This window comes from Janthinobacterium silvisoli (assembly GCF_014200725.1).
Lineage (GTDB): Bacteria > Pseudomonadota > Gammaproteobacteria > Burkholderiales > Burkholderiaceae_D > Janthinobacterium.
Map to the genome: position 1 here is coordinate 699,066 of NZ_JACHCL010000002.1, position 25,551 is coordinate 724,616.

Here is a 25,551-nt window from a genome sequence, read left to right on the forward strand (position 1 = left end):
CCTAAAAACGGAACAGCCGCGCCGGCGTATCGCACAACACTACCCGGCGCTGCGCCAGGTCCGGCAGCCAGCGTTCCATCAACTTGAACTCGGCGTCGTAATGCGCGGTTTTCTCGAACAGCGTGTGCGGCCAGTCGCTGCCCCACATCAGCCGCTCCGGACCAAATTCACGCAGCAGCAATGGCATCGCGGCCAGCGCCGTTTCCTCGCCGCGGCCGGCAGGACCATTGCGGTAGGCGCCGGACAGCTTGACCCAGACGCGCCGCGTCTGCGCTTGCGACAGCAGATAGCGAAAACCGGGATCATTGACGCCCAGCATGGCGCTGGGGCGGCCAAAATGGTCCACCACCACCTTCACCCCAGCGGCCAGCAAGGGCGCCAGCAGCGGCTGTAATTCCTGCGCGATCTGGTGCACCTCGACTTGCCAATCGCGCAACCTTACCTGCTCCAGCAATTCTGGCCAGCCAGGACTGGCAAAGTCGGGCACCGGCAAGCCGACCAGGTTCAAACGGATACCGACCACGCCTGCTTCCTGCAAGACATCCAGTTCCTGCGTCGATACCCCGGGCGCTACCACGGCGATGCCGCGCAAGCGCTGCGGATGGGCGCGCAATACGCTCAGTAAATAGCGATTGTCGAGACCTAGAAAACTGGGCTGTACCAGCACGCCGTGCGACATGCCGTGGGCGTCCAGCAAGCCCAGGTAGGTTTCCGGCGCCGCATCATAACCGGCCGGTGCGCGGCGCGGGTCCGGCATCGGCAGGCTGTGCAGGAATACGTGGGCATGGCAATCGATAGCGGTCATGGCAGTCATTTTTGGTGTTGTCGCGCATCCGGCCAGGGGCGCAAGCGCCATCCCTGCAGCCGAAGACATCAAGGTAAAAGTAAAATCGCGGCGCGTCGTCATGGTTTGCCTGCGCCCTGGAAAACCGGCAGGCCATCGGGCGTGCCATCGAGCTTCTTGCCCATGGTTTCAGGCAGCAGCAAGACGGTGACCACCACCAGGCCATAGGCGATGGCGGCGTCGATGCCGATCGCCTCGCCTAGCGGCATGGAGCGGCTCATGTAGCCGACCAGCAGCGGGAAGCCGGCCGAGGCGATGCGGCCGAAGTTGTAGCAAAAACCCACACCGGCGCCCCGTATCGCGGCTGGATACAGTTCATTGAACAGCGCTCCCAGGCTGGCCGGAATGCCGGCAGCAAAGAAACCCAGCGGAAAACCAAGAAACAGCATGGCCGTATTGCCCATCGGGATTAGCAGATACACCAGCACGGTAACCGTCGAGCAGATGGCAAACAAGGCCACGTTGCGGCGCCGGCCTATGCGGTCGAGCAATTGCGCGCTGGCGATGCAGCCCAGCCAGAATGCAACGATAATCACCGCCAGGTAGCCGCCCGTGTCCAGCACCGACAGATGGCGCTCGGTGCCCAGATAGGTCGGCAGCCAGGTCATCAGCGCGTAATAGCCGCCGTGGGCGCCCATGCCCAGCAAACTGCCGATCACGGTGGTTTTCAGCAGCGCCGGTGAAAAGATGCCGACCAAGGCTACCTTGTCTTTCGATGGAGCAATCACAGCCTTGGCCGGTTCGGGTATCGAGCGCCGTACATATACCACCAGCAGCGCAGGCAGCAGGCCCAGCATGAACATGGCGCGCCAGGCCAGGTCGGGTGACAGCCAGGAAAACAATATCGTGTACAGAATCACGGCGGCGGCCCAGCCCACCGCCCACGCACTTTGCACGGTGCCCATGGCCTTGCCGCGATGCTCGCTGCGCACCGATTCGGCCATCAGCACCGCGCCAGCGGCCCACTCGCCGCCAAAACCGAAACCCTGCAGGGCTTTCAACACGATCAATTGCGGGAAAGTTTGCGCAAACGAACATAAAAACGTGAACAGGGAAAACCACACGATGGTCAGTTGCAAGGTGCGCACGCGGCCCAGGCGGTCGGAAACGGCGCCGATGACCCAGCCGCCCAGCGCAGACGAGACCAGCGTCGCGGCGCTGATCAGGCCGGCCTGCCCCTTGTCCAGGCCAAAGGCGGCGATCAGCGCGGGAATGGCGAGGGTGAAAATTTGTACATCGAGCGCATCGAGCGCCCAGCCGCTGAAGCAGGCCCAGAACGTCTTGCGTTCCAGCGCGGATACCTGCCGATACCAGTTAAACATTGTGTCTCCTCAATTGCATGCTGCGGAATGGCCTGTCTGTTTTTTATTAAATCATCTAAACATATATATGTTTGAATGAATGGTAGACCGGGAAATCGGCTTTGTCAATCCACTTCGGCCACCGCCGCAGGATGGACTGGCGGCCGATATCCAGATACAGTGCTGAGCATTGATCCTCTCTTCCCGTCCAGCCCATGATGAAACACACCGTTCCCGCCCACGATGACCGCCTGCCCCTGTACCAGCGTCTGCGCGACGACATGCTGGCCAGGATTGCTGGCGGCGAGTGGCAAACGGGCGTGGCGATTCCTACTGAAATTGAATTGACCAAGCTGTATGGCGTGGCGATCGGCACGGTGCGCAAGGCGGTCGAAACCCTGGTGGCAGACGGCATGCTGGAACGCAACCAGGGCCGCGGCACTTTCATCCGCCGGCCCAGTTTCGACAGTTCCCTGTTCCGCTTTTTCCGCCATCAAGTCAGGCAAGGCCAGCCTGTCGTGCCGCAAAGCCGCATCCTGGAACGCAGCTTGACGCCGCCGCCAGCCGCCGTGGCAGCTGCACTGGGATTGACAAAGAAAACGCAAACCTTGCGCCTTGAGCGGCTGCGCCTGGTCGATGGCAAACCGGTGCTGCTGGAAGAAATCTGGTTGCCGCACGCACCGTTTGCTGCGCTGATGAAGGTCGAGCCAGAAGATTTTCCCGACTTGCTGTATCCGTTTTATGAAGAGCGCTGCGGCAAGGTGATCGCCTCGGCCCAGGAAACGCTGACGGTGGCTTCGGCCAACGAGGACGAGGCCAGTTTACTGGAAATCCAGGCTGGCCAGCCGGTGGTGATGATCGAACGCCTGGCGCTCGGTTACGACCGGCAACCGCTGGAATGGCGCCGCTCGCGGGGGCCGGCCGATGGTTTCCGCTATCAGGTAGAGATACGCTGACTAGCGCGCCAGCCGGCGCCGCAACAAGGCGACTGCTTCGTCGAGCGACAACAGGCCCGTGTCGAGCGACAAGGCCGGTGTCAGCGGCGCTTCGTAGGGCGCGGAAACACCCGTAAACTGAGGCAGCTCACCGGTGCGCGCCCGCGCATACAAGCCCTTGGGATCGCGCGCCTCGCACACTTCCACCGGCGTGCTGACATGGACCTCGATAAATTGCGCCGCGCCGATGATCTCGCCAGCCATGCTACGGTCTTCACGGTAAGGCGAAATCAGCGCGGCGATTACCAGCACGCCCGCCTGGTTCATCAGCCGCGCCACTTCAGCCGTGCGGCGGATATTTTCACGCCGGTCGCCAGGCGCAAAACCCAGGTCGCGGTTCAAGCCTTGTCGCAACACATCTCCATCGAGCACAAATACGGAGAGACCCGCCGCACGCAATTGCTGTTCCAGCGCCTGAGCAATGCTGGTCTTGCCTGCGCCGCTCAAGCCGGTCAGCCAAAGCGTGGGCGGCGGCGTGATGGCGAATGTCGGCTGTGGCATGGTGTGTCCCTGTTTAATGAGTAGATTGCAATATAGCAAAGCACCGCAGAAAAACCTATCCCCGCTGCTGATCTGTCCATCTGTTTGCGCCAGATCATATTGCATCGCCATACCGGCAAACGACAGGGACTGCCGGGGAACCCCAGCATTGCGGTTCTGTCCAATCAGTATTGACATGAAAACAGCGGGAGGTCGGCATGTGCCGGCAGCACGCAAAGTGGATGGCTTGCGCCATGTGTATCGGCTTGCTCGTGCTGGCCTGGAGCAATAGTGCCGCAGCCCAGGCCAACACCAGCGTGGACAAGAGCGAAGTAAAAGAGCATAGCGAACTCGAGGCCACCTTGTATGCTCCCTTCCGTGCTGCGGCTGGCAACAGGCGCACACAGGGGCGCAGCTTCCGGCTCAGCCTGACGTATCCGGGTAGCGGGGAAGCGCACCGCATAGTCTGGCGGGTGATACTGGCCAGTTCCTCCCCGCCAGGTGTGGTGTTGCAGCAATGGTCGGGACAGGCGATGGTAGGCGCCAGCACGCTGGACATCGGCTTGCGCTGGGATGGTTGCGCACGCTCACCTCTGCACAAGCCTTGCACGCCAGCAGCCGATGGCTTGTATGCGTTGCGCCTGACTGCCATCGCCAGGCAGGGGCAAGACAATGAAGAGCTAGTCGAGCAGCAATGGCAAATCGCCGTCGACCGCGGTGGTGGCAGCGGCGGTGGCAGCGGTGCCGCTACACGACCGCGTGCACCGGCCTTCGGCATGAACGCTCCGGTGGAAGCGCCGGCCTACCGCGTGGTGTATGCCAACCTGCATAGCCAGACTAGCCACAGCGATGGCGGCGCGGCACTGACTCGCTGCCATGGCGCGCAGGAACCGCAAACAGGCCTCTTCGGCCCGCTGTACGCATATGCCTATGCACAGCAGCATGGCCTGGACGTGCTGATGGCGTCGGAGCACAACCATATGTATGACGGCTCGGATGGCACGAATGGCGCGGCCGATGCTGCCACCGCCAGGGCTTTGTACCAGGCTGGGCTGACAGACGCGACCGCCTACACGGCGATCCATCCGGGATTCCTGGCTTTGTACGGCATGGAATGGGGTGTCATCAACCAGGGTGGCCACCTGAATATTTTTAATAGCGACCTGCTGCTGGGCTGGGAAAGAAATGCACGCGGCGAATTGCTGGCCGACGTGGAAACGCCGAAAAGCGGTTACGCGGGCCTGTATGCGCTGATGCGCGAACGGGGCTGGATCGGCCAGTTCAACCATCCGGCGTATGCAGGGCAATTCATGGTCGATGGCCAGCCGCTGGGCTACAACGCTGACGGCGATACCGTCATGGTGCTGTGCGAAGTGATGAACACGTCCGCCTTTTCCAATAACGACAGCGAAACGGAAACAAGGCGCAGCAACTATGAAGCGGCATGCAACCGGGCCCTGGAAGCCGGTTATCACGTGGCGTTCAGCAGCAACCAGGATAACCACTGCGCCAACTGGGGCGCCGCCTATGGCAACCGCACGGCCGTGCTGGTGTCAGCCGACGCACCGCTCTCGCGCGACAGCCTGCTCGAAGCGCTACGCGCACGGCGTGTGTTTGCCACCATGGACAAGCACGCCCGCCTGATGTTGACGGCCAATGGCCGCATGATGGGCGAGCGCTTCGACAATCACGGCCCATTGCTGCTGGCCACCAGTTTCAGCAATGACGCCGGTCGCCAAGCCGCGGCCATCACCTTGTTTCACGGCGTGCCAGGGCGCAATGGCACGGTCACGCCCTTGTCCGACCGGGCCAGCATCAGCATCACCCCTTCGCCCGGCCCCCATTTTTATTATGCCCGCCTGACCCAGGACGATGGCAACATCATCTGGTCTGCCCCTATCTGGGTGATGCAGGCGCAAAAGATGCCCTCGTCGCCTGAAGCACTTGCCGCAGATTCTACGGCAAGTGCCCACCCAGGCAAATAATATTGGCAAAGCAGGATTTTTCATGATTGCTACCTCTCCGGTACTGGTTCCTCGAAGCAATTCATGGCAACATGGTTGCGCCGTTTTGCTTGTGAAAACGCCACCACCAGAACCCTCGAGGAAAAAACGCAATGTCTTTATATCGCAAACTGGCCGGCAGCATGCTGCTGGGCCTGGCTACAGCGGGCATCGCCCACGCACAATCCCCCACCCCGGCGGCCGCCCCCGTCAACGATCCTGCCATCAGCGACCCCGCCGGCACTGATCCTTATCTATGGCTGGAAGACGTGCTCGGTGAAAAGTCACTGGCCTGGGTCAAGCAGCACAATGCCGTCAGCGTCAAGGAGCTGGAAGGCCAGCCCGGTTTCCCTGCCTTGCAGGCGCGCCTGAAAACCATTCTCAATTCCAAGGAACGCATTCCTTACGTCAGCAAGAACGGCGAGTATTACTACAATTTCTGGCGCGACGCCCAGCATGTGCGCGGCATCTGGCGCCGCACCACCCTGGCGCAATTCCAGACACCGAACCCTGCCTGGGAAACCGTGATCGACCTCGACCAGCTGGCCGCCAGCGAAAATGAAAACTGGATCTGGGCCGGCGCCTCTTGCCTGTATCCAAAAGGCGAACGCTGTCTGATCTCGCTGTCGCGCGGCGGCGGCGACGCCAGCGTGGTGCGCGAATACGACGTGGCCAAGCGCGCCTTCGTCGAGGGCGGCTTCAGCTTGCCCGAAGCCAAGGGCAGCGCCAGCTGGATCGATCAGGACACGCTGTTCGTCTCCACCGATTTCGGCCCAGGCTCGATGACCAGCTCGGGCTATCCGCGCATCATCAAGCAATGGCAGCGCGGCACGCCTTTGGCACAGGCGCAAACTCTGTACGAAGCCAAGCCTGAAGATATGAGCGCAGGCGCCTACAAGGATTTCACGCCCGGCCATGAACACCAGTTCATCGAACGGCAAATCGATTTCTATAGCGGCGAAATGTTCCTGCGCGATGGTGCGAGCCTGAAAAAAGTACCGAAACCGGACGACGCCACCGCGTTTACCGTGCGCGACCAGTTGCTGATCACCTTGCGCTCGGCCTGGACCGTCAATGGCAAGACCTATCCGCAAGGCGCCTTGCTGGCCACCGATTTCGCCAGCTTCATGCAAGGCAAACAAGACCTGGAAGTACTGTACGCGCCGACGGCCACCTCGTCGCTGGACAATGTCACGGCCACCAAATCGGCGATCCTGATCACGGAACTGGACAAGGTCAAGAACCGCATCACGGAACTGCGCCACGTCAACGGTAAATGGCAACGCCGCGCCGTCGATGCACCGAAGCTGGGGACACTGGCCGTCAGTGCGCTCGACCACGTCGATTCGGACCAGTATTTCCTCACGGTTACCGATTTCCTCAACCCGACCACCTTGTACCTGGGCACGGCGAACAACGACCAGCGCACGAAGATCAAGTCGCTGCCCGCCTACTTCGACGCCAGCCCGTACAAGGTCGAGCAATTCGAATCGACCTCGAAAGACGGTACCAAAGTGCCCTACTTCCTCATCATGAACAAGAAGACGAAGTTTGACGGCAGCAACCCGACCGTGCTGTATGGCTATGGCGGCTTTGAAGTATCGCTGAAGCCGAACTACAGCGGCATCATCGGCGAAGCCTGGCTGAACAAGGGCGGCGTGTATGCGCTGGCCAATATCCGTGGCGGCGGCGAATTCGGCCCGCGCTGGCACCAGGCGGCACTGAAGGAAAACCGCCAGCACGCCTATGACGATTTCATTTCGGTGGCGCAGGATTTGATTACGCGCAAAGTATCAAGCCCGCGCCACCTGGGCATCATGGGCGGCAGCAATGGCGGCCTGCTGACGGGCGCCGTGCTGGTGCAGCGGCCTGACTTGTTCAACGCCGTCGTCAGCCAGGTGCCGCTGCTCGACATGCGCCGCTACAACAAGCTGCTGGCCGGCGCATCGTGGATGGGCGAGTATGGCGACCCGGACGTACCGGAACAATGGGCTTACATCAGCAAATATTCGCCGTACCAGAATGTGTCCATGGATAAAAAATATCCACGCACCCTGTTTACCACCTCCACGCGCGACGACCGGGTCCACCCTGGCCATGCGCGCAAGATGGTAGCGAAAATGGAAGCCCAAGGCCACGACGTGCTGTACTGGGAAAACACGGAAGGCGGCCATGCCGGCGCCGCCAATAATGACCAGCAAGCACTGATGTGGGCGCTGACCTACACCTTCCTGCTGGAACAGCTGCGTTGATCCATCTCCCACTGCAAGACTGACACTCTCCCCTGTCCGGCGCACTGACGCCGGGCAGGGTAAACCAGGCGCCGCACAAAAAGCTGTGCCTGGTTTGCCCTATGTAAAATATTTATATTTAAATAACAAATAACCGGGAATATGCATGAACCAACAATTGCTGCAGGAAGTACAACGTCAAAATCGTTTATTAAAAGGCATGCTGGGCGTGGCCGGCATCGGCCTGGTGGCCTTGCTCACGATGGCTGCCAAGAAAGATGACCGCGCCACCTTTTCCGAAATCAATGTCGAGCGCATCAATGTGCTGAACGCCGACGGCGGCCAGGCCATCGTGATCGCCAACCGCGAACGCTTGCCACAGGAATTCAAGGTCGATGGCAAGACCATGAAGAGCAACCGTGGCGAGAAACCAGGCATGATTTTCTACAATGGCAGGGGCGACGAAGTGGGCGGCCTGATCTTCGATGGCAAGCTCGATGACAAGGGCAAGCCAGCCTCCGGCATGCATTTCTCGATGGACCGCTTTGGCGGCGACCAGCAAGTATCGCTGAGCCATATAGAAAACAATGGCAGCATGGAAACGGGCCTGAAAGTATACGACCGTGGCATGGTCAGCGACTATGCACCGCTGCAGGAAGCCATGGACAAGGCGCCGCCAGGGCCGGAAAAAGATGCGCTGCGACAAAAGTGGAAAGAAGCGGGCGGCGCCCAGACCAGCCGCGTCTTCGTCGGCCGCACGCGCGGCAAATCGTCCGCCGTGATCCTGGCTGATGCTCAGGGACGTCCGAAAATCATGATGCTGGTGTCGCCCGACGGCAAGCCCGCCCTGAACTTCCTCGATGACCAGGGCAATGTGACGCAAAGCTTCCCGCAAGAGCCAGCGGCGAAGTAAGACTCTCCGCCTGAGCCTGAACGCCCCGAAAAACCGCTTATTTGATTTGAGCGCTGGGGCGTGCGGCCATTCGGTCGCGGAAAGCTTGCAAATGTTGCAATCCCTCTGCACCCGGCCGGTATTTCATCAATCCCCGCGCAAACTCCAGCGCACAAAACGCCGTGATGTCGGCGATCGTGAAACGCTCGCCGGCGATGTATGGCTGGCGCGCCAGCAACTGGTCCAGCCAGGCCGCCGTCTCGCGCATCTTCGTCCCCTGCGCCGCGCCGAAATCGGGAAACTGCGGGTTTTCCAGCGCCACCAGGGCCGGATGACTGTGGCGCACGCAGTTGGCGATGCCCATGAACAGGTGCAGCTCCACCCGGCGGTCGGCCATTTCGATAAAGGCGCGCTCTTCAAATCCTTCGCCCATCAAATTCGGTGCCGGCTGCACACCTTCCAGATAGGTGCAGATGGCGCGCGTCTCGGCCAGTACGCGGCCGTCCGGCAATTCCAATGCCGGCACGCGGGCCATGGGGTTTTTCGCCAGGAAGGCAGCTTCGCGGTGCTGGCCCGCCATCAGATCGAGCGGCACTTCTTCAATGCCGGTAATGCCTTTTTCAGCGATAAACATGGTCACGCGGCGGGGATTCGGGGTGCGGGGGCTGGTGTAGAGTTTCATGTCTCGTTATGTCTCGTTATCAATAATAAAATTTGTTATTTACCCAGCATCATAGCAGCCTGGCAAGACGCCTAAGGCGCGTTGACTTTGCCCCGTTTACAGCTTAGATTGCTTGGCGGAAGCGCTGACATCGTGTGCCAGCGCCTCTTCACAATAATCCACAATAATCGACGCAGGCGGCCCACGAAGCCATTATGCGTTTTACCCATGACCAACAGGCACTCCATGTATCGCAATCTTTCCCGCAGCCGCATCGCCGCAGCCGTCCTGGCGCTGACGGCGCTGTCAGGCACCAGCTACGCCGCCAACAACAGCCCTGCAAATCAGGCAGACACCATCAATGCCACCACCACGCAATTGCCGCGCGGCGTCACGCCGCAGCACTATGCGCTGTCGCTGACACCGAACGCGCAGGCAGCCACTTTCGCCGCGCGCGCCGTGATCACCATCGACGTGGCCACGCCTACCAGCACGATCACGCTCAATGCGCTGGAACTGGCGTTCCAGCATGCCGATATCGCAGGTGCTGGCGGCAAAAAACAAACGGCCAGCAAGATCGATGTCGATGCAGCCACGCAGACGGCCACCTTCCATTTCGCCCGTCCGCTGGCCAAAGGGCAATACAAGCTGGCGCTGGACTACAGCGGCAAGATCGGCACCCAGGCCACCGGCCTGTTTTCGCTCGACTACGATACACCGGCAGGCCACCAGCGCGCACTGTACACGCAGTTCGAGAACTCGGATGCGCGCAGCGTGATTCCGTCGTGGGATGAACCGAACTACAAAGCCACTTTCGCGCTCGACGTGACAGTACCGAGCAGCCAGATGGCAGTCGGCAATATGCCTGTGGCAACCAGCAAGGACCTGGGCAACGGCAGCAAGCGCGTGAGCTTCGCCGTCACGCCGCGCATGTCGACCTATCTGCTGTTCTTCGGCGTGGGCGACTTCGAACGCTCGACAAAGATGGCCGATGGCACGGAAATTGGCGTGATTACGCAGAAAGGTTCGCTGGCGCAAGGCAGTTTCGCGCTCGACGAATCGGCCAGGACCTTGCGCGAATACAACGATTATTTTGGCGTGCGCTATCCGCTGCCCAAGCTGGACAATATCGCCGCGCCGGGCCGCAGCCAGTTCTTTGCGGCGATGGAAAACTGGGGCGCCGTGTTTACGTTTGAAAACAGCCTGCTGTTCAATCCGGCCATATCGACCCAGGCCGACAAGGAAAATATCTATTCCACCCTGGCCCATGAAATGGCGCACCAGTGGTTTGGCGACCTGGTGACCATGCGCTGGTGGGACGACCTGTGGCTGAACGAAGGTTTTGCCTCGTGGATGGAAAGCCGCACCACCGCGAAACTGCACCCGGAATGGAATACGGCGCTGTCGGCCGTGGGCGTGCGCGAAGCGGCCATGGGCCTCGATGCGCTGGCCACCACGCATCCGGTGGTGCAGCGTATTGCCACCGTGGAGCAGGCCAGCCAGGCTTTCGACACCATCACCTATCAAAAAGGCGAATCGGTGATCCGCATGCTGGAAGCCTATGTGGGCCCCGACACCTGGCGCGCAGCCGTGCGCAACTATATGCGCAAGCACGCTTACAGCAACACGGTGTCCGACGACCTGTGGCGCGAAGTCGATGCCGCCGCCGGCAAGCCGGTCAGTGCTATCGCGCATGACTTTACCCTGCAGCCAGGCGTGCCCCTGATCAATGTGAGCGAAACCACCTGCTCTGCGGGCAACACCACCGTCACCTTGCGCCAGGATGAATTTACCAAGGACCGCGACAACAAAAAAGCCTTGTCGTGGCGCGTGCCCGTGATCGCGCAAATCGTCGGCAACGCGCAGCAAACGCGCGCGCTGGTAGAAAACGGCAAAGCCACCTTGACCGTGCCAGGCTGCGGCCCGCTACTGGTCAATGCCGGCCAGACCGGCTACTACCGCACCGTCTACACGCCGCAAAACGCGGCGGCCCTGGCGGCCAGCTTTGCCGGCCTGGGCTCCATCGATCAATTGGGCCTGCTGTCGGACAGCCTGTCGCTGGGCCTGGCCGGCCGCCAGGATCCCGCCCAGTTCCTCGACCTGGTCAAGGCCACGCCTTTGAGCGCCGATCCGCAAGTGTGGGGCAAGGTGGCCGGATCGCTGGCAAACCTGCATGAGCAATATACCGCCAGCAGCGGCCAGCAGCGTTTTGACGCCTGGGCGATTGCGCGCCTGGCGCCGGTACTGGCCCAGACGGGCTGGCAGGCGCGCGATGGCGAAGCGGCCACGGTGGCTACCTTGCGCAGCCAGCTGATCTCAACCCTGAGCGAGCTGGGCGACCGCAGCGTCATCGCCGAAGCGCAGCGCCGCTACGCAGCACGCGCCCAAGACCCACAAGCGCTGCCGGCAGCACTGCGCCGCACCATCCTGGCCGTCGTGGCCCAGCACGCGGACGCCGCCACCTGGGACCAGCTGCACGCCGATGCCCAGGCCGAGAAAACGCCGCTGATCCGCAGCCAGCTGTATGACTTGCTGGCCTCGACCAAAGACCAGACCCTGGCCAGCCGCGCACTGGACCTGGCACTGACTGATGAACCGGGCGTCACCAACAGCCCGGCCATGATCAGCCGCGTGTCGCGCGCCCATCCGGAACTGGCTTTCGATTTTGCGCTGGCCCACCTGGAGCAAGTCAACGCCCGCATCGACGCCAGCTCGCGCAGCCGCTACTTCCCGCGCCTGGCTGCCGCATCAAGCCAGCCGGCGATGATCGCCAAGCTCGAAGCCTATGCCCAGGCGCATCTGGCGCCGACCGCGCGTGGCGATGCCGACACCTCGGTGGCCGGCATCCGCTACCGCATCTCTGTGCGCGAACAGCGTTTGCCTGCCATCGATGCATGGCTGGCAAAGCAAGCTGGCTAAGAGCGAACAACAGGCTGCCTGCGGCGCTCATCGTCGCGCTGCAAATAGCCTTGCATGAAACACAAAAACAGCCCTTTACGGGCTGTTTTTATGTGTGTTTGCCGCATCATTTTACGAAACTTTTACACATCCACATTCTCTTTTTCTGATTTTTTTATACTCGAATCGCTAAGCTTGGTCTGTATTCCAGCGCGTATCTGAACAGGCATGGAAATGCCTGGCCGGGCTTCGGCATGCCTGGCAATCGCAGCAAGAACGCCGCTGAAAACGCAGCTAAAAAAATCGGTATTCAACATAAAAGGGAAGTAACTGTATGGCTAAGATCAACTCTGTGGCTAAGATCAACACTGTCCGCCACCAGCTGGCATTGGCATGTGCCAGTATCGGATTGCTCGCAATGACTGCAGCGCATCCTGCGTTTGCGCAAGAGGTCGCCGCCAGCGCGCCGGCAGCAACCGGCGGTGCGGCGGCCGGCAGCCCCCCAGGATCGGAAAACCAGTCCTTTGCCGACAGGTTTGTGAATACCTACAAGGACTACCTGAACTGGAATGGCGATCCTGCGGACTCCGCTCCCACATGGCGCAAGGGCTATCAGCCGCCGCCTGAGTCGTCGCCACCGATGCCGTTTACGGGCTGGCCGCTGGGCGGCTCCGAAACCATCGGCTACGACAATACCTATTACGGCGCCTTGATGGATGCCATTTATAGCGGCCCGAATGGCCAGGCCTGGAAAGACAGCCGGGTCACCGTGTATGGCTGGATTAATCCCGGCATGAACCGCAGCTCTTCGCATACGCCCTACAACACACAGAACGGCACCGGTGGTAATTTCCCGGCCGCCTATTCCTACTCGCCCAATACCGTGCAGATGGACCAGGTCGCCCTGTATGTCGAACGCACGCCAGACGTGGTGCAGACCGATCATTTCGACTGGGGCTTCCGCCTGGCCGGCGTGTGGGGTGCTGACGCCAAATACACTTTCTCGCGCGGCTTGTGGAGCAATCAGTATACGAATTCGAATGGCAAGGTTGCCAAGAATGGCTATGACATTCCGATGGCCTATCTGGAAGGCTATTTCCCGGGCGTTGCTGACGGCATGGTGGTGCGTGTCGGCCGTTATATCTCAATCCCCGATATCGAAGCCCAGCTTGCGCCAAATAACTACACCTACAGTCACTCGCTGCTGTACACCTATGATCCGTATACGCAGGAAGGTGCAGTCGCCACCATCAAGCTCAACAAGAACTGGACACTCCAGGGCGAAATCTCGGGCGGCAACGACGTGGCGCTCTGGTACCACCCGAAAGTGCCTGCCACGTATATCAATGGCGCCGGCAACACGGTGGCCAATCCGAATGCGGGCCAGAAAATCGGCGCGCAACTGACGCCGGCCGTCTGCGTGAACTGGACCTCGGACTCGGGCAATGACGCCCTGTATCCTTGCCTGAACGGCGGCACCGGTATTTCCAACAAGGGCAATTACGGCTGGAACAATGTGCAGCATGAAGTGCTGACCTGGTATCACAAGTTCAATGACAAATGGCATATGTCTACCGAGGGCTGGTATATGTATGAGAAAAATACGCCGAACATGCAAAACGCCGATGGCCAGGGTTTGTGGAACTCGTATTTTGCCGGCACCAATTCGGTCGGCGGTCCATTCGGCGCGATGGGCGGCAGCGGTTGCGGTCCTAACGATGGCGTCACTTGCACCTCCAAGGAATGGGCATTCGTGAACTACATCGTGTATCAGCCGACAGCGCGCGATTTCATCACCTTGCGCTCCGAAATGCTGGACGACGTGAATGGCCAGCGCACGGGCTTCCCGACCAAGTACACGGAATTCCTGCTGGGCTGGAACCACTGGATCGGCAAGGCGATCACGATTCGTCCCGAGATCCGCTATGAACACGCCGGCCTGGCGGCCTACAACAACCCATGCCCGGTAGCCGGCACGGCAGGCTGCGGTTCGACCGTTACCTCGGGTTCGAAACACCAGTTCATGTTCGCCATGGATGCAGTGATCCACTTCTAATCTGACTGTCAAACTTGCTTGCTGCACGCTGGCGCATGGTTCCCGGACCCTGCGCCAGCAATGCCGAACGGCATGCACGCCCTTCCCTTCCTGAACCTGTAGAGCCTGTTGAAATGAAAAACCTCATCACCACCACCCTGATCGCAGCAAGCTGCATGGCCAGCGCCAGCCTGGCATTGGCGCAGCAGCAAGACGCCCCATCGAAGCCAGCCAAACAGCAGGCACTGCCACTCGACCATGGGCCGCACGCCCAAGTCACGCCGTGGGTGAATCAACAAAAACGGCAACACGCAGCCGCTGCAGAAAAGGCGAAACCGGCGCCACAGGATAAAAGTTAAAAAGATGCCCACGGTAGCTTTTTTTTGGGAATCTGAAGCGCTAAAAATGTAGCCGAGTCTGCTGATAAGCCGGTATCCTGTCGGTTACTTCCGGTTGCTTTTTTGCGCCTGTATTGCCTGGCAACTTGAGTCCTTGATTACATTGTCAACCTGGGTAGATCATGTTTAGAAATAAGAAATACGTGGCAATCGGCGCCACGGCTGGCTGCGCGCTGCTTGCCGCCATCGCCGTATCCGCGCGCAAGATGGAAAATGATGTTACCAAAAGTCCATCATCGCTATCAGAAAAGGCGGCGCCCGCCAAAGATGCGCAGAATAGTGTCACCCTGACCGAGGTGCAGTCGAAACAGATCAGCATCGTCACCGCCCAGCCGGGTAGCTTCACGCCAGAGAGCGATGCAGTGGGCTATATTGATTTCAACCAGGACCGCACCGTGCCCGTGTTTGCGCCCTATCAGGGACGGGTGCGGCAAGTTTTTGCGAAAGCCGGCGACGATGTCAAAAAAGGGCAGGCGCTGTTCTCCATCGATAGCCCTGATCTGCTGCAGGCAGAATCGAACCTGGTCTCCACCGCTGGCTTGCTGGCCTTGAACAGCCGCGTGCTGGAACGGGCAAAAAAAATGCTGGAGGTCCAGGTCAGCGCGCAGAAGGATGTCGAGCAAGCCATGTCGGACCAGCAGACGGCCGATGGCAATTACCGCGCCGCGCGCGATGCCGTGCGCATCTTCGGCAAGTCCGATACGCAGATCGACCAGATTGTCGCCAGCCGCAAGATCGATGGCGAGCTGACCGTGACCAGTCCGCTGACGGGCCGCGTGACGGCGCGTAATGCCAGCGCCGGCCTGCTGCTGCAGCCAGGCACAGCGCCAGCGCCGTTTACCGTGGCCGATCTGTCCACCATGTGGATGGTGGCCAACGTCTCTGAATACGATTTGCCGCAGCTCAAAGTGGGACAGCAGGCAGAGGTCACGGTGATGGCGTATCCCGGACAGACCTTCAGGGGTGAAATCACCAATATTGCGGTCGCGGTCGACCCGGTTACCCACCGCGCCGCCGTGCGTTCCGACATCAAGGATGCACAGCACCAGCTGCATCCGCAGATGCTGGCCACCTATGCCATTCATACCGGCAGCGCGCAGCAATCGATGGCGCTGCCCGCCAATAGCGTGGTGCGCGAAGGCGACGGAAGCATGACGGTGCTCGTCACGAAGGATGGCCGCACCTTTAGCCGCCGTCTGGTCAAGCTGGGGTTGCAACAGCATGGCGCGGTACAGATCACCGACGGCCTTGCCGCCGGTGAAAAAGTCGCTGGCGACGGCGCCCTGTTCATCAGCAATATGCTGGCCCTGCAAGCGCGCTAACGCCCTCCCCTGCGCCGGCCGCCAGCTGGCCACTCCCCTCCCGTAGAAAGAAAGGCACATCGTGCTTAGAAGTCTCATCACGTTCGCATTGTCGCGCCGGCCCATCGTGCTGCTGGCCTTGCTGGTGTTTATTATCGCCGGCTTGATTGCGTATTCGAAACTCAATATTGAAGCCTATCCCAATCCGGCGCCCGTGATCCTGGAAATTACAGCGCAAGCGCCTGGCTTGTCCGCGGAAGAGATGGAACGCTCCTACACGCGGGCGATGGAAGTGGGCCTGGCCACCACGCCCGGCGTCGACAATATCCGCTCGACCTCGTTTTATGGCTTGTCGTTCGTGCGTGTGACCTTCAAATACGGTGTCGACTATTATTTTGCGTCGACCCAGGCAGCCCTGAACCTGCAGCAGAATGTCAGCCTGCCTAACGGCGTGCAGCCGCAAATCCAGGCTTCAAGCCTGGTCGGCGAAGTGCTGCGCTATCAATTGACCGGGCCGCCGCACACGGGCTTGACGAATTTGCGCACCTTGCAGGACTGGGTCGTCACGCGCCGTTTGATGACCGTGCCAGGCGTGATGCAAGTGGTCACCTGGGGCGGCACCACCAAGGAATATGAGGTCGAGGCCGACCTGCATAAACTCGAGGGCTACGGCGTGACCCTGCCTCAACTCATCAGCGCCGTGGGCAACGCCAACACCAACGTGGGCGGGCGCACCGTCAATATCGGGCAACAGTCCGTCAATATCCGTGGCGTGGGCCTGATCAAGGATACGACCGACATCGGCAACATCGTGCTGTCGCAATCGAACGGCGTGCCGGTGCTGGTGAAGGACGTGGCCAAGGTCACGATAGGCGCCGCGCCGCGCTTGGGCAAGGCTGGGCGCGACGATCAGGATGACGTGGTGACCGGCATCGTGGTAATGAACCGCACCTTGCAAACCAATGAAGTGTTGGCACGCATCAAGACCGAAGTGGACAAGATCAACGCGGACGGCAGCCTGCCGCCAGGCGTGAAGATGGAACCCTTCTATGACCGCTCGACCCTGGTCAATGTCACCACGCATACAGTGCTGCACAACCTGATCTTCGGTTGCCTGCTGGTGTTTTTCATCCAGTGGATATTCCTCGGCGACTTGCGCAGCGCCATCATCGTCAGCGCGAATATTCCGATTGCCTTGTTCTTCAGCATCATGATCCTGGTCATGCTGGGCGACTCGGCCAATCTGTTGTCGCTGGGGGCGGTCGATTTCGGCATCATTGTCGATTCGGCGGTGATCCTGGTGGAAAATATCTTCCGCAATTTCCAGAAAACCCAGTCTGAACAGCAAGACCTGATGGAAGAGCAAAACTTCGGCTTGCTGCAAGCCTGGTCCTTCCGTTTGCGCCTGCTGTATATCAGCGCCATCCAGGTGGACCGCGCCGTGCTGTTTTCCTCGGCCATCACGGTAGCTGCCTTCATCCCCTTGTTCACCATGCAAGGGGTCGAAGGGCAAATCTTCAGCCCGATGGCGCGCACCTATGCCTACGCCTTGCTTGGTGCCCTGTTCGCCACGTTCACGGTGACGCCAGTACTGGCTTTTTTCCTGCTGCCAAAGCACGTTGAAGAAACAGAAACCATCGTGGTGCGGGCCATCCGCCGCGTGTACACGCCGGTATTGGCCTGGGCGCTGGCCAAGCGCAAGACCACGGTTGCCATCGGCCTGGGCTTCCTCTTGATCGCCGGACTGATGCTGCCACGCATCGGCACGGAATTTTTGCCCGCGCTGGAAGAAGGCAATCTGTGGATACGCGCCACCATGCCAACCACCGCCTCGCTGGAAGCGGGCATGGATAAGGTCAACCGCATGCGCCGCATCCTGAAAGCACATCCTGAAGTCATCACGGCGGTCTCGCAGCATGGCCGGCCCGACGACGGCAGCGATGCGTCCGGCTTTTACAACGTGGAATTGTTCGTGCCGCTCAAGCCCTTCGACGAATGGCGCAAGGGCTACACCAAGGACATGCTGGTCAAGGATGTGCAGGATCAGTTTGCGGCCGAATTCCCCGGCGTGGAATTCAATTTCTCGCAATACATCCAGGACAATATTGAAGAAGGCTTGTCCGGCGTCAAAGGCGCCAATTCCGTGAAGATCATCGGCCCCGACCTGCCTACCCTGGAAAAACTCTCCGGCCAGGTCATGCATGAGATGAAGCAGGTCAAGGGCGTGGAAGACCTGGGCGTGTTCCGCGTGCTGGGACAGCCGAACTTCAATATCACGATCGACCGTGCCAAGGCGGCGCGCTATGGCTTGAATACGGGCGATATCAATGCGGTGGTGCAAGCAGCTGCGGGCGGTACGCAGGCGACCACGGTGCTCGAAGGCGACCGCCAGTTTGCCCTGACGGTAAGGCTGGCGCCGCAATACCGCTCCGACCTGGACAGTATCAGCAACATCAAGGTCGGCTACACCACCACGGGCGGCGCCACGGCCTATATTCCCCTGCGCGAACTGGCCACGATCACGCTCGACACGGGCGCCTCGTATATCTTCCATGAGAAGAATGAGCGTTTCATTCCCGTGAAATTCAGCGTACGCGGCCGCGACCTGGGCAGCACGGTGGAAGAAGCACAAGCGCGCATCGCGGCCAAAGTCGCCTTGCCGAACGGCTACCGCATCATCTGGGCCGGTGAATTCGAGGAATTGCAGCAAGCCAAGCAGCGCATGGAAGTCGTGCTGCCGATCGCCCTGCTGGCCATCCTGGTGTTGCTGTACACGCTGTTCAATTCCTTCCGCGACAGCCTGCTGACCCTGGCCGCAATTCCGTTCTCGATCGCGGGCGGCATCGTCGCGCTGTACTTCTCGGGCTTGCCCTTGAGCGTATCGGCGGCAATCGGCTTCGTCTCGCTGTTCGGCGTATCGGTGATGAATGGCATCCTGGTGATCAGTTATTTCAATCACCTTATCGTCGAAGGCAAGACGCCGCTCGAAGCCATGCGCAATGCGGCAGAGCAGCGCATGCGCCCCATGCTGATGACTGCCTTGTCCGCTTGCATCGGCCTGCTGCCGGCCGCCCTGTCAACTGGCATCGGCAGCCAGGTGCAAAGGCCGCTGGCGATTGTGGTGGTGGGCGGCATGCTGCTGGGGCCCGTGATGCTGCTGATCGTGGCGCCTGCGCTGCAAGTGATGGTACTGGGATGGTCGCGCAAGCAGCCAGAAAAAAAGGAAGCCTGATATGAAGACACAGAAACCAAGCGATCAGCATCGCTATCGGAACAGCGCCGCGTTGCTGCTGGCGGCGCTCGCCTGCAGCGGCTGCGCTGTTGGCCCCGATTTCCAGCGCCCGCAAGCGCCTGCCGTGAACAGCTATACGCGCGCGCCCTTGCCGGCAACGATGACCTCGGCAGCGGTGAAAGTGGACCGCCAGTGGTGGACGGCGTTCGGCTCGCCCGCATTGAATGACCTGGTGGAACAGGCCTTCAGGCACAATCCCGGCATCGACAGTGCGCGGGCCGCATTGCGCCAGGCGCAGGAAAGCACTGCCGCGCAATGGGGCAGTTATTTCCCGACGATTCAGGCTGGCTATGCGCCCAGCCGCCAGAAAAACGCCGTCGGCACGATTTCGCCCACCTTGACATCGGGCCAGCCCCTGTACACCTTGCATACGGCGCAGTTGTCCATCAGCTACGCGCCCGATGTATTTGGCCTGAACCGGCGCACGGTGGAATCGCTGGCGGCGCAGGAAGAAACCCAGCGCTTCCAGCTGCAGGCCGCTTATCTGACCCTGGCCTCGAACGTGGTGGCCGCTGCCATCCAGCAAGCAGCACTGGGCGCACAGATCCATGCCACCGAAGGCGTGATTGCGGCAGCGGCCAAATCGCTGGCCGCCTTGCGCCATCAGGCCGGGCTGGGATTTGCCTCGGAACTGGACGTCGCCACCCAGGAAGCGGCATTGGCACAGGCACAGCAATCCCTGCCGCCGCTGTCCAGGCAACTGGAACAGACGCGCAATTTGCTGGCCGTGCTGACGGGCAGCTTCCCGGCCCAGGGCGGCATCGACGATATTGCGCTCGATGCCTTGCAGTTGCCAGCCCCCCTGCCACTCAGCCTGCCTTCGCAGCTGGTGCAGCAAAGGCCCGACGTGCGCGCCGCAGAAGCGCAGATGCATGCGGCCAGCGCCGAGGTCGGCGTGGCGACGGCCAACCGCTTGCCGCAAATTTCAATTTCGGCCCTGTACGGCGGCAGCGCCACGCAATTTAGCAAGATGTTTTCCAACGACAACAAGTTTTGGGGACTCACCGGCAATATTACCCAGACCGTGTTTGACTTCGGCACCTTGCAGCATCGCCAACGCGCCGCCGATGCCGCGCTGGAGCAGGCGAACGCCCAGTACCGCAGCGTGGTACTGGCTGCCTTCCAGAACGTGGCCGACACCCTGTACGCGCTCGACGCCGACGCCAGGACGCTCTCGGCGGCAGAGGCCACCGAAACGGCGACCAGGAAAACGCTGGACTTGACGCAAAAGCAACTTGACCTGGGTTTTGTGAACGCCCTGGTCTTGCTGAACGCCGAGCAAGCTTACCAGCAAGCCAAGGTGGCGCGCATACAAGCCATCGCCATGCGCTACACGGATACGGCCGCCATGTACCAGGCGCTGGGCGGCGGCTGGGAGGAATAGCGGGGAAAATCGGACAAAAAAAAACCGGCTTCGCCTTGTGCGGTAGCCGGTTGAAACGCTGTATCAGAGCGCAGGGATAAAGCAGGGTGATCAAGAAGTACACAATTCGTGCCGGTCAATGTGGTGTCCGGCAACCTTGGGAACGGGTATTCCGTCTTCCATGTGTCCACTATGCCAGTCCAAGCTTATTAAAGGCTTAGGACTTCATTAAAGTACCCTGATTTTCCCTCTTCGCATGTTTGGTGCCGATGGTTGAGCTCACCGGCTAAGCTGTTGAGTCATGTCCCACATCCTAGCGCTCCCGGAACGTAGTGATCTGCGCAAGACATGCTGTGTGCCAACAAAAGCATCATACCAGCCTCATATGACGGCCTTATGACCTGGCTTAAGGTTTGTCAGTGGCCAGGGGGACGCTCTTAATGCCCGTCAATTCAATCTCCACCCGCCGGTTCGGCTGCAAACAGGCGATCAGTGCCGCGCGCGGCGCCACCTTGTCGCAGGCGGCCACCGGTACCGACTTACCCTTGCCATAGGCGCTGATGACGTTGGTGATACCCTGCTCGCGCAGGAATTGTTTCACCGCCAGCGCGCGCTTTTCGGACAGAGCCTGGTTATAGGCATCCGAACCGAGCCGGTCCGTATGGCCGGTGACGGACAAGGTATCGATCTGTACATAACCCTGTTTCAGGTGTGCCGCCAGTTCCCGGATCTTCGCCGCGCCCTGCGGCAGCAGATCGTTAGGCCCCGCTTTGTCGAACGGAAACAAGGCGTCCATGTCCAGGGTGATGCGCTCATGCTCTATGCGTGGCGGTGGCGGCACTGGCTCCGGCGGTGGCGTGGGCCGGTCTACCGGGCAGGCGGCGGCAGCGGACTGGGCCGCCGCTTGCGCATCTTCAGCCAGTTGCACATAGGGATTGGCATGACGCCAACCCTGTTGCTTGTATTCATTGCCGGCATGCACCAGCTCCACTTCCCCGCACGCCACCTTTTGCGCCGCACAGGCAAAGCCGGTCGACTGATGCAACTGGGCAAAGTCGCGCCACAAGTCTTCGCGCAAGCGCGTGGCGCCATTCACCAGTGGCGTGTCGTCGCCGGGATTAGGGCGACTGCCGCTTTCCAGCGCGGCAACAATTTTTGCCGATTCCTGCAAGGCTTGCAGTGGGAAGTCCGAACGGTCGTTGCGCGTATATTCATGGTAGGACACGTCCAGCCAGCATTGTGCCTTGGACAGATAATAGTCACCCACCCGCACCCCGCCATCGTTGAGCTTTTTGATGCGCTCCTGCAGCAGCCGGTAGGCTTGCTGGTCGCCAGACACGGCCTGGTCGGAAATGCGCGCTTCGGGCAAGGCCAGCGGTCCCGCTGGTGCAGCAGCGGGGGTTACCGCCTGGGCCAGACCCACAGTCAGCAGACTGGCCATCGATATCAATGTCAATTTTTGAGTGAATTTCATGGTCGATACTTTCCGCATGGTGAGGTTCATGGCCGGGCCAGGGTGCGATTGATGGCAGGATCCTTGCCTTTGAAGAGCTTTTCATCGAACTTGAAGCGCAGGCGCAAATAAGGGCCGCGCGCCGTGTAGTCGGCACCCGTCAGGTCGCGGTCGGAAAAACCGGACCAGTTATGGCCAGCCGACAACCATAGGTTTTGCGCCAGCAGATAACCCACTTCCAGGCCATTGGCCCATTGTCGGCTGCCGCCCTGCGGGCTGCCCATCACGGCCGTCAGCACGCCAATGTCCCAGTTCTTGCTGATGTCGTACACGGTGCGGCCCGAAAACAGCCATGCCGTGTATTTTTCCTGGCCTGCCGGCAAATTCTTGTCGTTATTGTGCTTGGCAGCCACCCGGCCCGTGAACCACCATGGACGACTAGGGTGGTAATCGAGGTGAGTGGAAACGATATGCGCACGATAATTGTCGCCATCGATCTGCGACTTGTCGCGCACCGTCTTGTACTCGTAGCGTGCCAGGCCATTAAAACGGTTATCGTCCACCGGACGCCAGGCAAAACCCAGCTGCGCACGGTCTTGCAGCACATTGCCGATCGGCGCGCCGCTGGCGTCGTCGTTATTGCGTGTGTACAGCAGGTAGTTGCGGGCCAGGAAAGTCCAGTCGCGGCTCATCTTGCGCGCCCAGGCGATGGTATTGAGCCATTGGTCCTGGCTCTGGTCACCCGGCGCGATCTGGCTGTCGAACAGGCGCCGGTATTCCAGCTTGACGGAAGCGCGCCACAGCGGGTTGGCTGAGTAATCGAGCCCCGCCGCCACTGCCACCGCTTGCTGCTGCTGGCCGTTGATGACTTTCAAGTATTCAACATTGGTGCTGGCCGCCAGCCCTTCGCTGAGATTCCAGGTATTGCGCAAGCCGGAAGCGAGCTGCAGATCGCGCTGATTGCTGAGACTGTAATCGAGCGCGTCGCGCATGCGGTATTCGCCAAACACCGTGCCGCCCGGCATGTAGCCGGTATCCACGCCGGCGATAAAGCTGGTGCTGCGGTCGGCCGGATTCAAGGAATAGGCGGACGCCAGGCCGGTCTGGTTTTCATAGCGGCCATACAGGCGGCTGCGCTCGGCCAGCTGGTATTGCGCCCCCAAGGCATAGCGGTGCTGGTCGGTGTCGGAGACGCTTTTTTCCACTTCGCCGTTCAGGGTCCAGCGGTCGGTCGCCTTGTATTGCGTGCCCAGCCGCACTGTGGTGGCGTCCAGCGGGGCGCTGGTGCCGCCGCCCAGACCGGGATTAATCGGCGCAAAAGTGGTGATGCTGCTGCCCGTGACCGGATCGATGGCCGTGTTGGCCGTGCCATTGCCAAAGAAGCCCCCGGTAGGATTCAAGCCCGTGCCCAGCGGCGCCGTGTTCGGTGCGATGCCGGCCGTCGATGGCAAGCCGCCGCTTTCCTTGATGTGCTGCACGGACACGTCGAGCAGCCAGCGCTCGCTGGCGTTCCAGGCCACGCCGAGCCGTGCCGCATCGCGGTGGGCCTCGGTGCTGCGCTCGTCGCTGCGGATCGCTTCGCCATACACGGTGACGGCCGGGTTGATTTTGTAGCCGGCCTTCAAGCCCGTCTCGCCGCGCCCGCCCGTGATGCCGGCCGCCGTGTTGTTGAAGTCTGTATCGGAACGGCTCCAGTAGGCGCGCGCCTCCAGATTGTCATCCTTGTGCTGCAATTCCACCCTGGCCGCATTGCCGCTGACGTCATCGCGCATTTCTCCCGCCTGGCCCGAAGGCGTGGTGTAGATGCCGCCGCCCGCATTGTAGGTAGTCGAGGTGGTGCGCGCCGCTTCGACCACCAGCAAGGTATTGTCGCCCAGGCGCAGGCCGGCGTTGACGCTATGCAATTTATACGGCGACAGCGGGTTCTTGTCTTCCACGATGGCGCCGCCCAAGGAGACCATCTTGTTCAGCTGCACCTGGCCATCGGCGCCCACGGTCCAGAATTTCTCGCCGCCCTGGTCCACCTCGTAGCTGATGCGTATCGATTGCGGATTGCCGGTCGCCGTCAGCGCGGGGATCGCCTGCTTGAACAGGATGCGCCCGCTGAACGGCTCGAAGCTGTAATCCTCGAAGCGCTGCAGCTGCGTCACTTGCAGGATATCGCCATTCTGATTCTTGTCGCGCACTACGATCTCGATTTTTTCCGAGTTCTCGATACCATTGTTATTGCGCACGGCGAACGGCCCCGAAGTGCCATTGGCGCGGTATTCCTCGACCACCTGTTTTAAACTATCGTTAATGGCAAACACATTGGCGACGACGCCGTCTTTTTCGTAGTGGCCACGTCCGCCCGTGGCCGTGCGGTTGTACTGGCCCAGCTTGCGCTGCTGCAAGGTCGCCACGCTGCCGCCGCCCGTCATCTGGCTGAAACCATCGCCCGTGGCAAAGTCGCCATACAGCACATAGCTTTTTTCCTTGTCGATGCGCACGTACAGGCGGTCGCTGGAACGGGCGTCGAAATTGCGGATGGAACTGTCGCCATACACGGGGTAAAACTCTTCCGGATTGACGTCGCGCAAGAGGCGCGAGCGCGTATCCTTGTCCGAATCATAGGCGGCCGTCAACAAGGCGTCGCCGCGTATCGTGCCTTTCAAGAACATGGCCGCGCGCCCCGCCACGTTGGCCTTGCCATTATTGAAGCTGCGGCTCCAGCGGTCGATATCCCTTTCAAAACCGTCGTTGAAGCGCGACGGCGAAATCGAGCTGCTCGACAGGCTGCGCTTGCTGATCACGCCGTCAATCAAGCCGACAGCCAGCATGTCGCGCAATTCGGGCAAGAAACTGATCACCCCCTGCGCCGCCACGGCGCCGGCCGACACGCGCAGCAGCACATCCTGCGGCGTATCGGGGGCGATCAGGCTGAAACTCGCCTCGCCATCGTCCACCTTCAACTGGGTGCCCGGCGTGACCTTGTCGGCATCGCGGCGTTCAGGGCCTAGCTCGTCGGTACGGGCGCCGGCCAGCAAGATACGCCCGCCGCTCGCCTCTATCGTTAGCAAGGCCGGCCCCTTCAAGGGCTGGCCCTGCTCATCGAACAGGGTGACCCGCACCGTGACGGCGCTCTGGCCATCAGCCGCCACGTCGCTTTGATCGGTGTCGACGGCGATGCGGGCGATGCCGCGGTTGATGCTGTAGTCCACCGCGCCGATGCGGTCGTTAAACAAGGTCGGCGGCGCCACGCTGGGGCCGGCCACGCTGTCCGGCAAGGGCATTTGCCCATGGCTGACAGCCGGCAGCATCAGCAGCGCCAGCACCATGGCCAGCCGCTTGCGTACGGGAAGATGGTTCTTCATAGGCGACTTTTCATGAAATTGTGCATGAAGTGGGGCATAAAGCATGGCCAG

General features: G+C 60.7%; 16 protein-coding genes. 10 read left to right on the forward strand and 6 right to left on the reverse strand.

Features of this window, described 5'->3' with window-relative positions; all coding sequences use genetic code 11:
* Position 1 precedes the first annotated feature (1 nt).
* Both HDE75_RS13390 and HDE75_RS13395 read right to left on the reverse strand, forming a co-directional pair.
* Positions 2-907 (reverse strand): amidohydrolase family protein, encoded by a 906-nt coding sequence (locus HDE75_RS13390; RefSeq protein WP_183677201.1) that lies wholly within the window; start codon positions 905-907, stop codon positions 2-4.
* Positions 904-2,166, reverse strand: coding sequence for an MFS transporter (locus HDE75_RS13395; RefSeq protein ID WP_183677200.1), 1,263 nt, complete (start codon positions 2,164-2,166; stop codon positions 904-906). Before HDE75_RS13395 ends, HDE75_RS13390 begins: the two co-directional genes overlap by 4 nt.
* A 197-nt stretch (positions 2,167-2,363) precedes the next feature.
* On the opposite strand from HDE75_RS13395, the gene HDE75_RS13400 reads away from it, so the two are divergent.
* Complete coding sequence (locus HDE75_RS13400) at positions 2,364-3,101, forward strand: GntR family transcriptional regulator (protein WP_183677199.1); 738 nt, start codon at positions 2,364-2,366, stop codon at positions 3,099-3,101.
* Here the strand turns inward: HDE75_RS13400 and cysC are convergent, their stop codons facing one another.
* A complete protein-coding gene (gene cysC, locus HDE75_RS13405) occupies positions 3,102-3,641 on the reverse strand; it encodes an adenylyl-sulfate kinase (RefSeq protein WP_260174030.1) in 540 nt (179 codons plus the stop codon).
* 197 nt (positions 3,642-3,838) lie between these two features.
* On the opposite strand from cysC, the gene HDE75_RS13410 reads away from it, so the two are divergent.
* The 3 genes from HDE75_RS13410 (at position 3,839) to HDE75_RS13420 (ending at position 8,767) form a co-directional block, all read left to right on the forward strand.
* Complete coding sequence (locus tag HDE75_RS13410; protein ID WP_260174031.1) at positions 3,839-5,605, forward strand: CehA/McbA family metallohydrolase; 1,767 nt, start codon at positions 3,839-3,841, stop codon at positions 5,603-5,605.
* Positions 5,606-5,736: 131 nt separating this feature from the next.
* Positions 5,737-7,875 carry a prolyl oligopeptidase family serine peptidase gene (locus tag HDE75_RS13415; protein WP_183677198.1) on the forward strand — a complete coding sequence of 713 codons (2,139 nt, stop codon included), beginning with the start codon at positions 5,737-5,739 and terminating at the stop codon, positions 7,873-7,875.
* A gap of 145 nt (positions 7,876-8,020) precedes the next feature.
* Positions 8,021-8,767 carry a hypothetical protein gene (locus tag HDE75_RS13420; protein ID WP_183677197.1) on the forward strand — a complete coding sequence of 249 codons (747 nt, stop codon included), beginning with the start codon at positions 8,021-8,023 and terminating at the stop codon, positions 8,765-8,767.
* 37 nt (positions 8,768-8,804) lie between these two features.
* Here HDE75_RS13420 and HDE75_RS13425 read toward each other — a convergent pair whose 3' ends face one another.
* A complete protein-coding gene (locus tag HDE75_RS13425; protein ID WP_183677196.1) occupies positions 8,805-9,428 on the reverse strand; it encodes a glutathione S-transferase family protein in 624 nt (207 codons plus the stop codon).
* 225 nt (positions 9,429-9,653) lie between these two features.
* Here HDE75_RS13425 and HDE75_RS13430 point away from each other — a divergent pair, with 225 nt between their 5' ends.
* The 6 genes from HDE75_RS13430 to HDE75_RS13455 all read left to right on the forward strand — a co-directional run bounded on the left by HDE75_RS13430 (position 9,654) and on the right by HDE75_RS13455 (position 20,715).
* Positions 9,654-12,326 (forward strand): M1 family metallopeptidase, encoded by a 2,673-nt coding sequence (locus tag HDE75_RS13430; protein ID WP_183677195.1) that lies wholly within the window; start codon positions 9,654-9,656, stop codon positions 12,324-12,326.
* A gap of 397 nt (positions 12,327-12,723) precedes the next feature.
* Complete coding sequence (locus HDE75_RS13435; RefSeq protein ID WP_183677194.1) at positions 12,724-14,361, forward strand: outer membrane beta-barrel protein; 1,638 nt, start codon at positions 12,724-12,726, stop codon at positions 14,359-14,361.
* A gap of 113 nt (positions 14,362-14,474) precedes the next feature.
* On the forward strand, positions 14,475-14,699 hold the full coding sequence (locus HDE75_RS13440) for a hypothetical protein (protein WP_183677193.1): 225 nt from the start codon (positions 14,475-14,477) through the stop codon (positions 14,697-14,699).
* Between the two features lie 161 nt (positions 14,700-14,860).
* A complete protein-coding gene (locus tag HDE75_RS13445; protein WP_260174032.1) occupies positions 14,861-16,060 on the forward strand; it encodes an efflux RND transporter periplasmic adaptor subunit in 1,200 nt (399 codons plus the stop codon).
* 61 nt (positions 16,061-16,121) lie between these two features.
* Positions 16,122-19,271 carry an efflux RND transporter permease subunit gene (locus HDE75_RS13450; RefSeq protein ID WP_183677192.1) on the forward strand — a complete coding sequence of 1,050 codons (3,150 nt, stop codon included), beginning with the start codon at positions 16,122-16,124 and terminating at the stop codon, positions 19,269-19,271.
* 1 nt (position 19,272) lies between these two features.
* Entirely contained in the window at positions 19,273-20,715 is a 1,443-nt protein-coding gene (locus HDE75_RS13455) for an efflux transporter outer membrane subunit (RefSeq protein WP_183677191.1), read from the forward strand.
* 385 nt (positions 20,716-21,100) lie between these two features.
* Here the strand turns inward: HDE75_RS13455 and HDE75_RS26980 are convergent, their stop codons facing one another.
* Both HDE75_RS26980 and HDE75_RS13465 read right to left on the reverse strand, forming a co-directional pair.
* Positions 21,101-22,168 carry an OmpA family protein gene (locus HDE75_RS26980; RefSeq protein ID WP_311735112.1) on the reverse strand — a complete coding sequence of 356 codons (1,068 nt, stop codon included), beginning with the start codon at positions 22,166-22,168 and terminating at the stop codon, positions 21,101-21,103.
* Positions 22,169-22,194: 26 nt separating this feature from the next.
* A complete protein-coding gene (locus HDE75_RS13465) occupies positions 22,195-25,500 on the reverse strand; it encodes an Ig-like domain-containing protein (protein ID WP_183677190.1) in 3,306 nt (1,101 codons plus the stop codon).
* Between the last annotated feature and the right edge of the window lie 51 nt (positions 25,501-25,551).

Excerpts from the sequence above, each read along its gene's own strand:
- HDE75_RS13390 (WP_183677201.1), bottom strand. The coding sequence starts at position 907 with ATGACGACGCGCCGCGATTTTACTTTTACCTTGATGTCTTCGGCTGCA.
- HDE75_RS13395 (WP_183677200.1), bottom strand. The coding sequence starts at position 2,166 with ATGTTTAACTGGTATCGGCAGGTATCCGCGCTGGAACGCAAGACGTTC.
- HDE75_RS13400 (WP_183677199.1), top strand. The coding sequence starts at position 2,364 with ATGAAACACACCGTTCCCGCCCACGATGACCGCCTGCCCCTGTACCAG.
- cysC (WP_260174030.1), bottom strand. The coding sequence starts at position 3,641 with ATGCCACAGCCGACATTCGCCATCACGCCGCCGCCCACGCTTTGGCTG.
- HDE75_RS13410 (WP_260174031.1), top strand. The coding sequence starts at position 3,839 with ATGTGCCGGCAGCACGCAAAGTGGATGGCTTGCGCCATGTGTATCGGC.
- HDE75_RS13415 (WP_183677198.1), top strand. The coding sequence starts at position 5,737 with ATGTCTTTATATCGCAAACTGGCCGGCAGCATGCTGCTGGGCCTGGCT.
- HDE75_RS13420 (WP_183677197.1), top strand. The coding sequence starts at position 8,021 with ATGAACCAACAATTGCTGCAGGAAGTACAACGTCAAAATCGTTTATTA.
- HDE75_RS13425 (WP_183677196.1), bottom strand. The coding sequence starts at position 9,428 with ATGAAACTCTACACCAGCCCCCGCACCCCGAATCCCCGCCGCGTGACC.
- HDE75_RS13430 (WP_183677195.1), top strand. The coding sequence starts at position 9,654 with ATGTATCGCAATCTTTCCCGCAGCCGCATCGCCGCAGCCGTCCTGGCG.
- HDE75_RS13435 (WP_183677194.1), top strand. The coding sequence starts at position 12,724 with ATGACTGCAGCGCATCCTGCGTTTGCGCAAGAGGTCGCCGCCAGCGCG.
- HDE75_RS13440 (WP_183677193.1), top strand. The coding sequence starts at position 14,475 with ATGAAAAACCTCATCACCACCACCCTGATCGCAGCAAGCTGCATGGCC.
- HDE75_RS13445 (WP_260174032.1), top strand. The coding sequence starts at position 14,861 with ATGTTTAGAAATAAGAAATACGTGGCAATCGGCGCCACGGCTGGCTGC.
- HDE75_RS13455 (WP_183677191.1), top strand. The coding sequence starts at position 19,273 with ATGAAGACACAGAAACCAAGCGATCAGCATCGCTATCGGAACAGCGCC.
- HDE75_RS26980 (WP_311735112.1), bottom strand. The coding sequence starts at position 22,168 with ATGAAATTCACTCAAAAATTGACATTGATATCGATGGCCAGTCTGCTG.
- HDE75_RS13465 (WP_183677190.1), bottom strand. The coding sequence starts at position 25,500 with ATGAAGAACCATCTTCCCGTACGCAAGCGGCTGGCCATGGTGCTGGCG.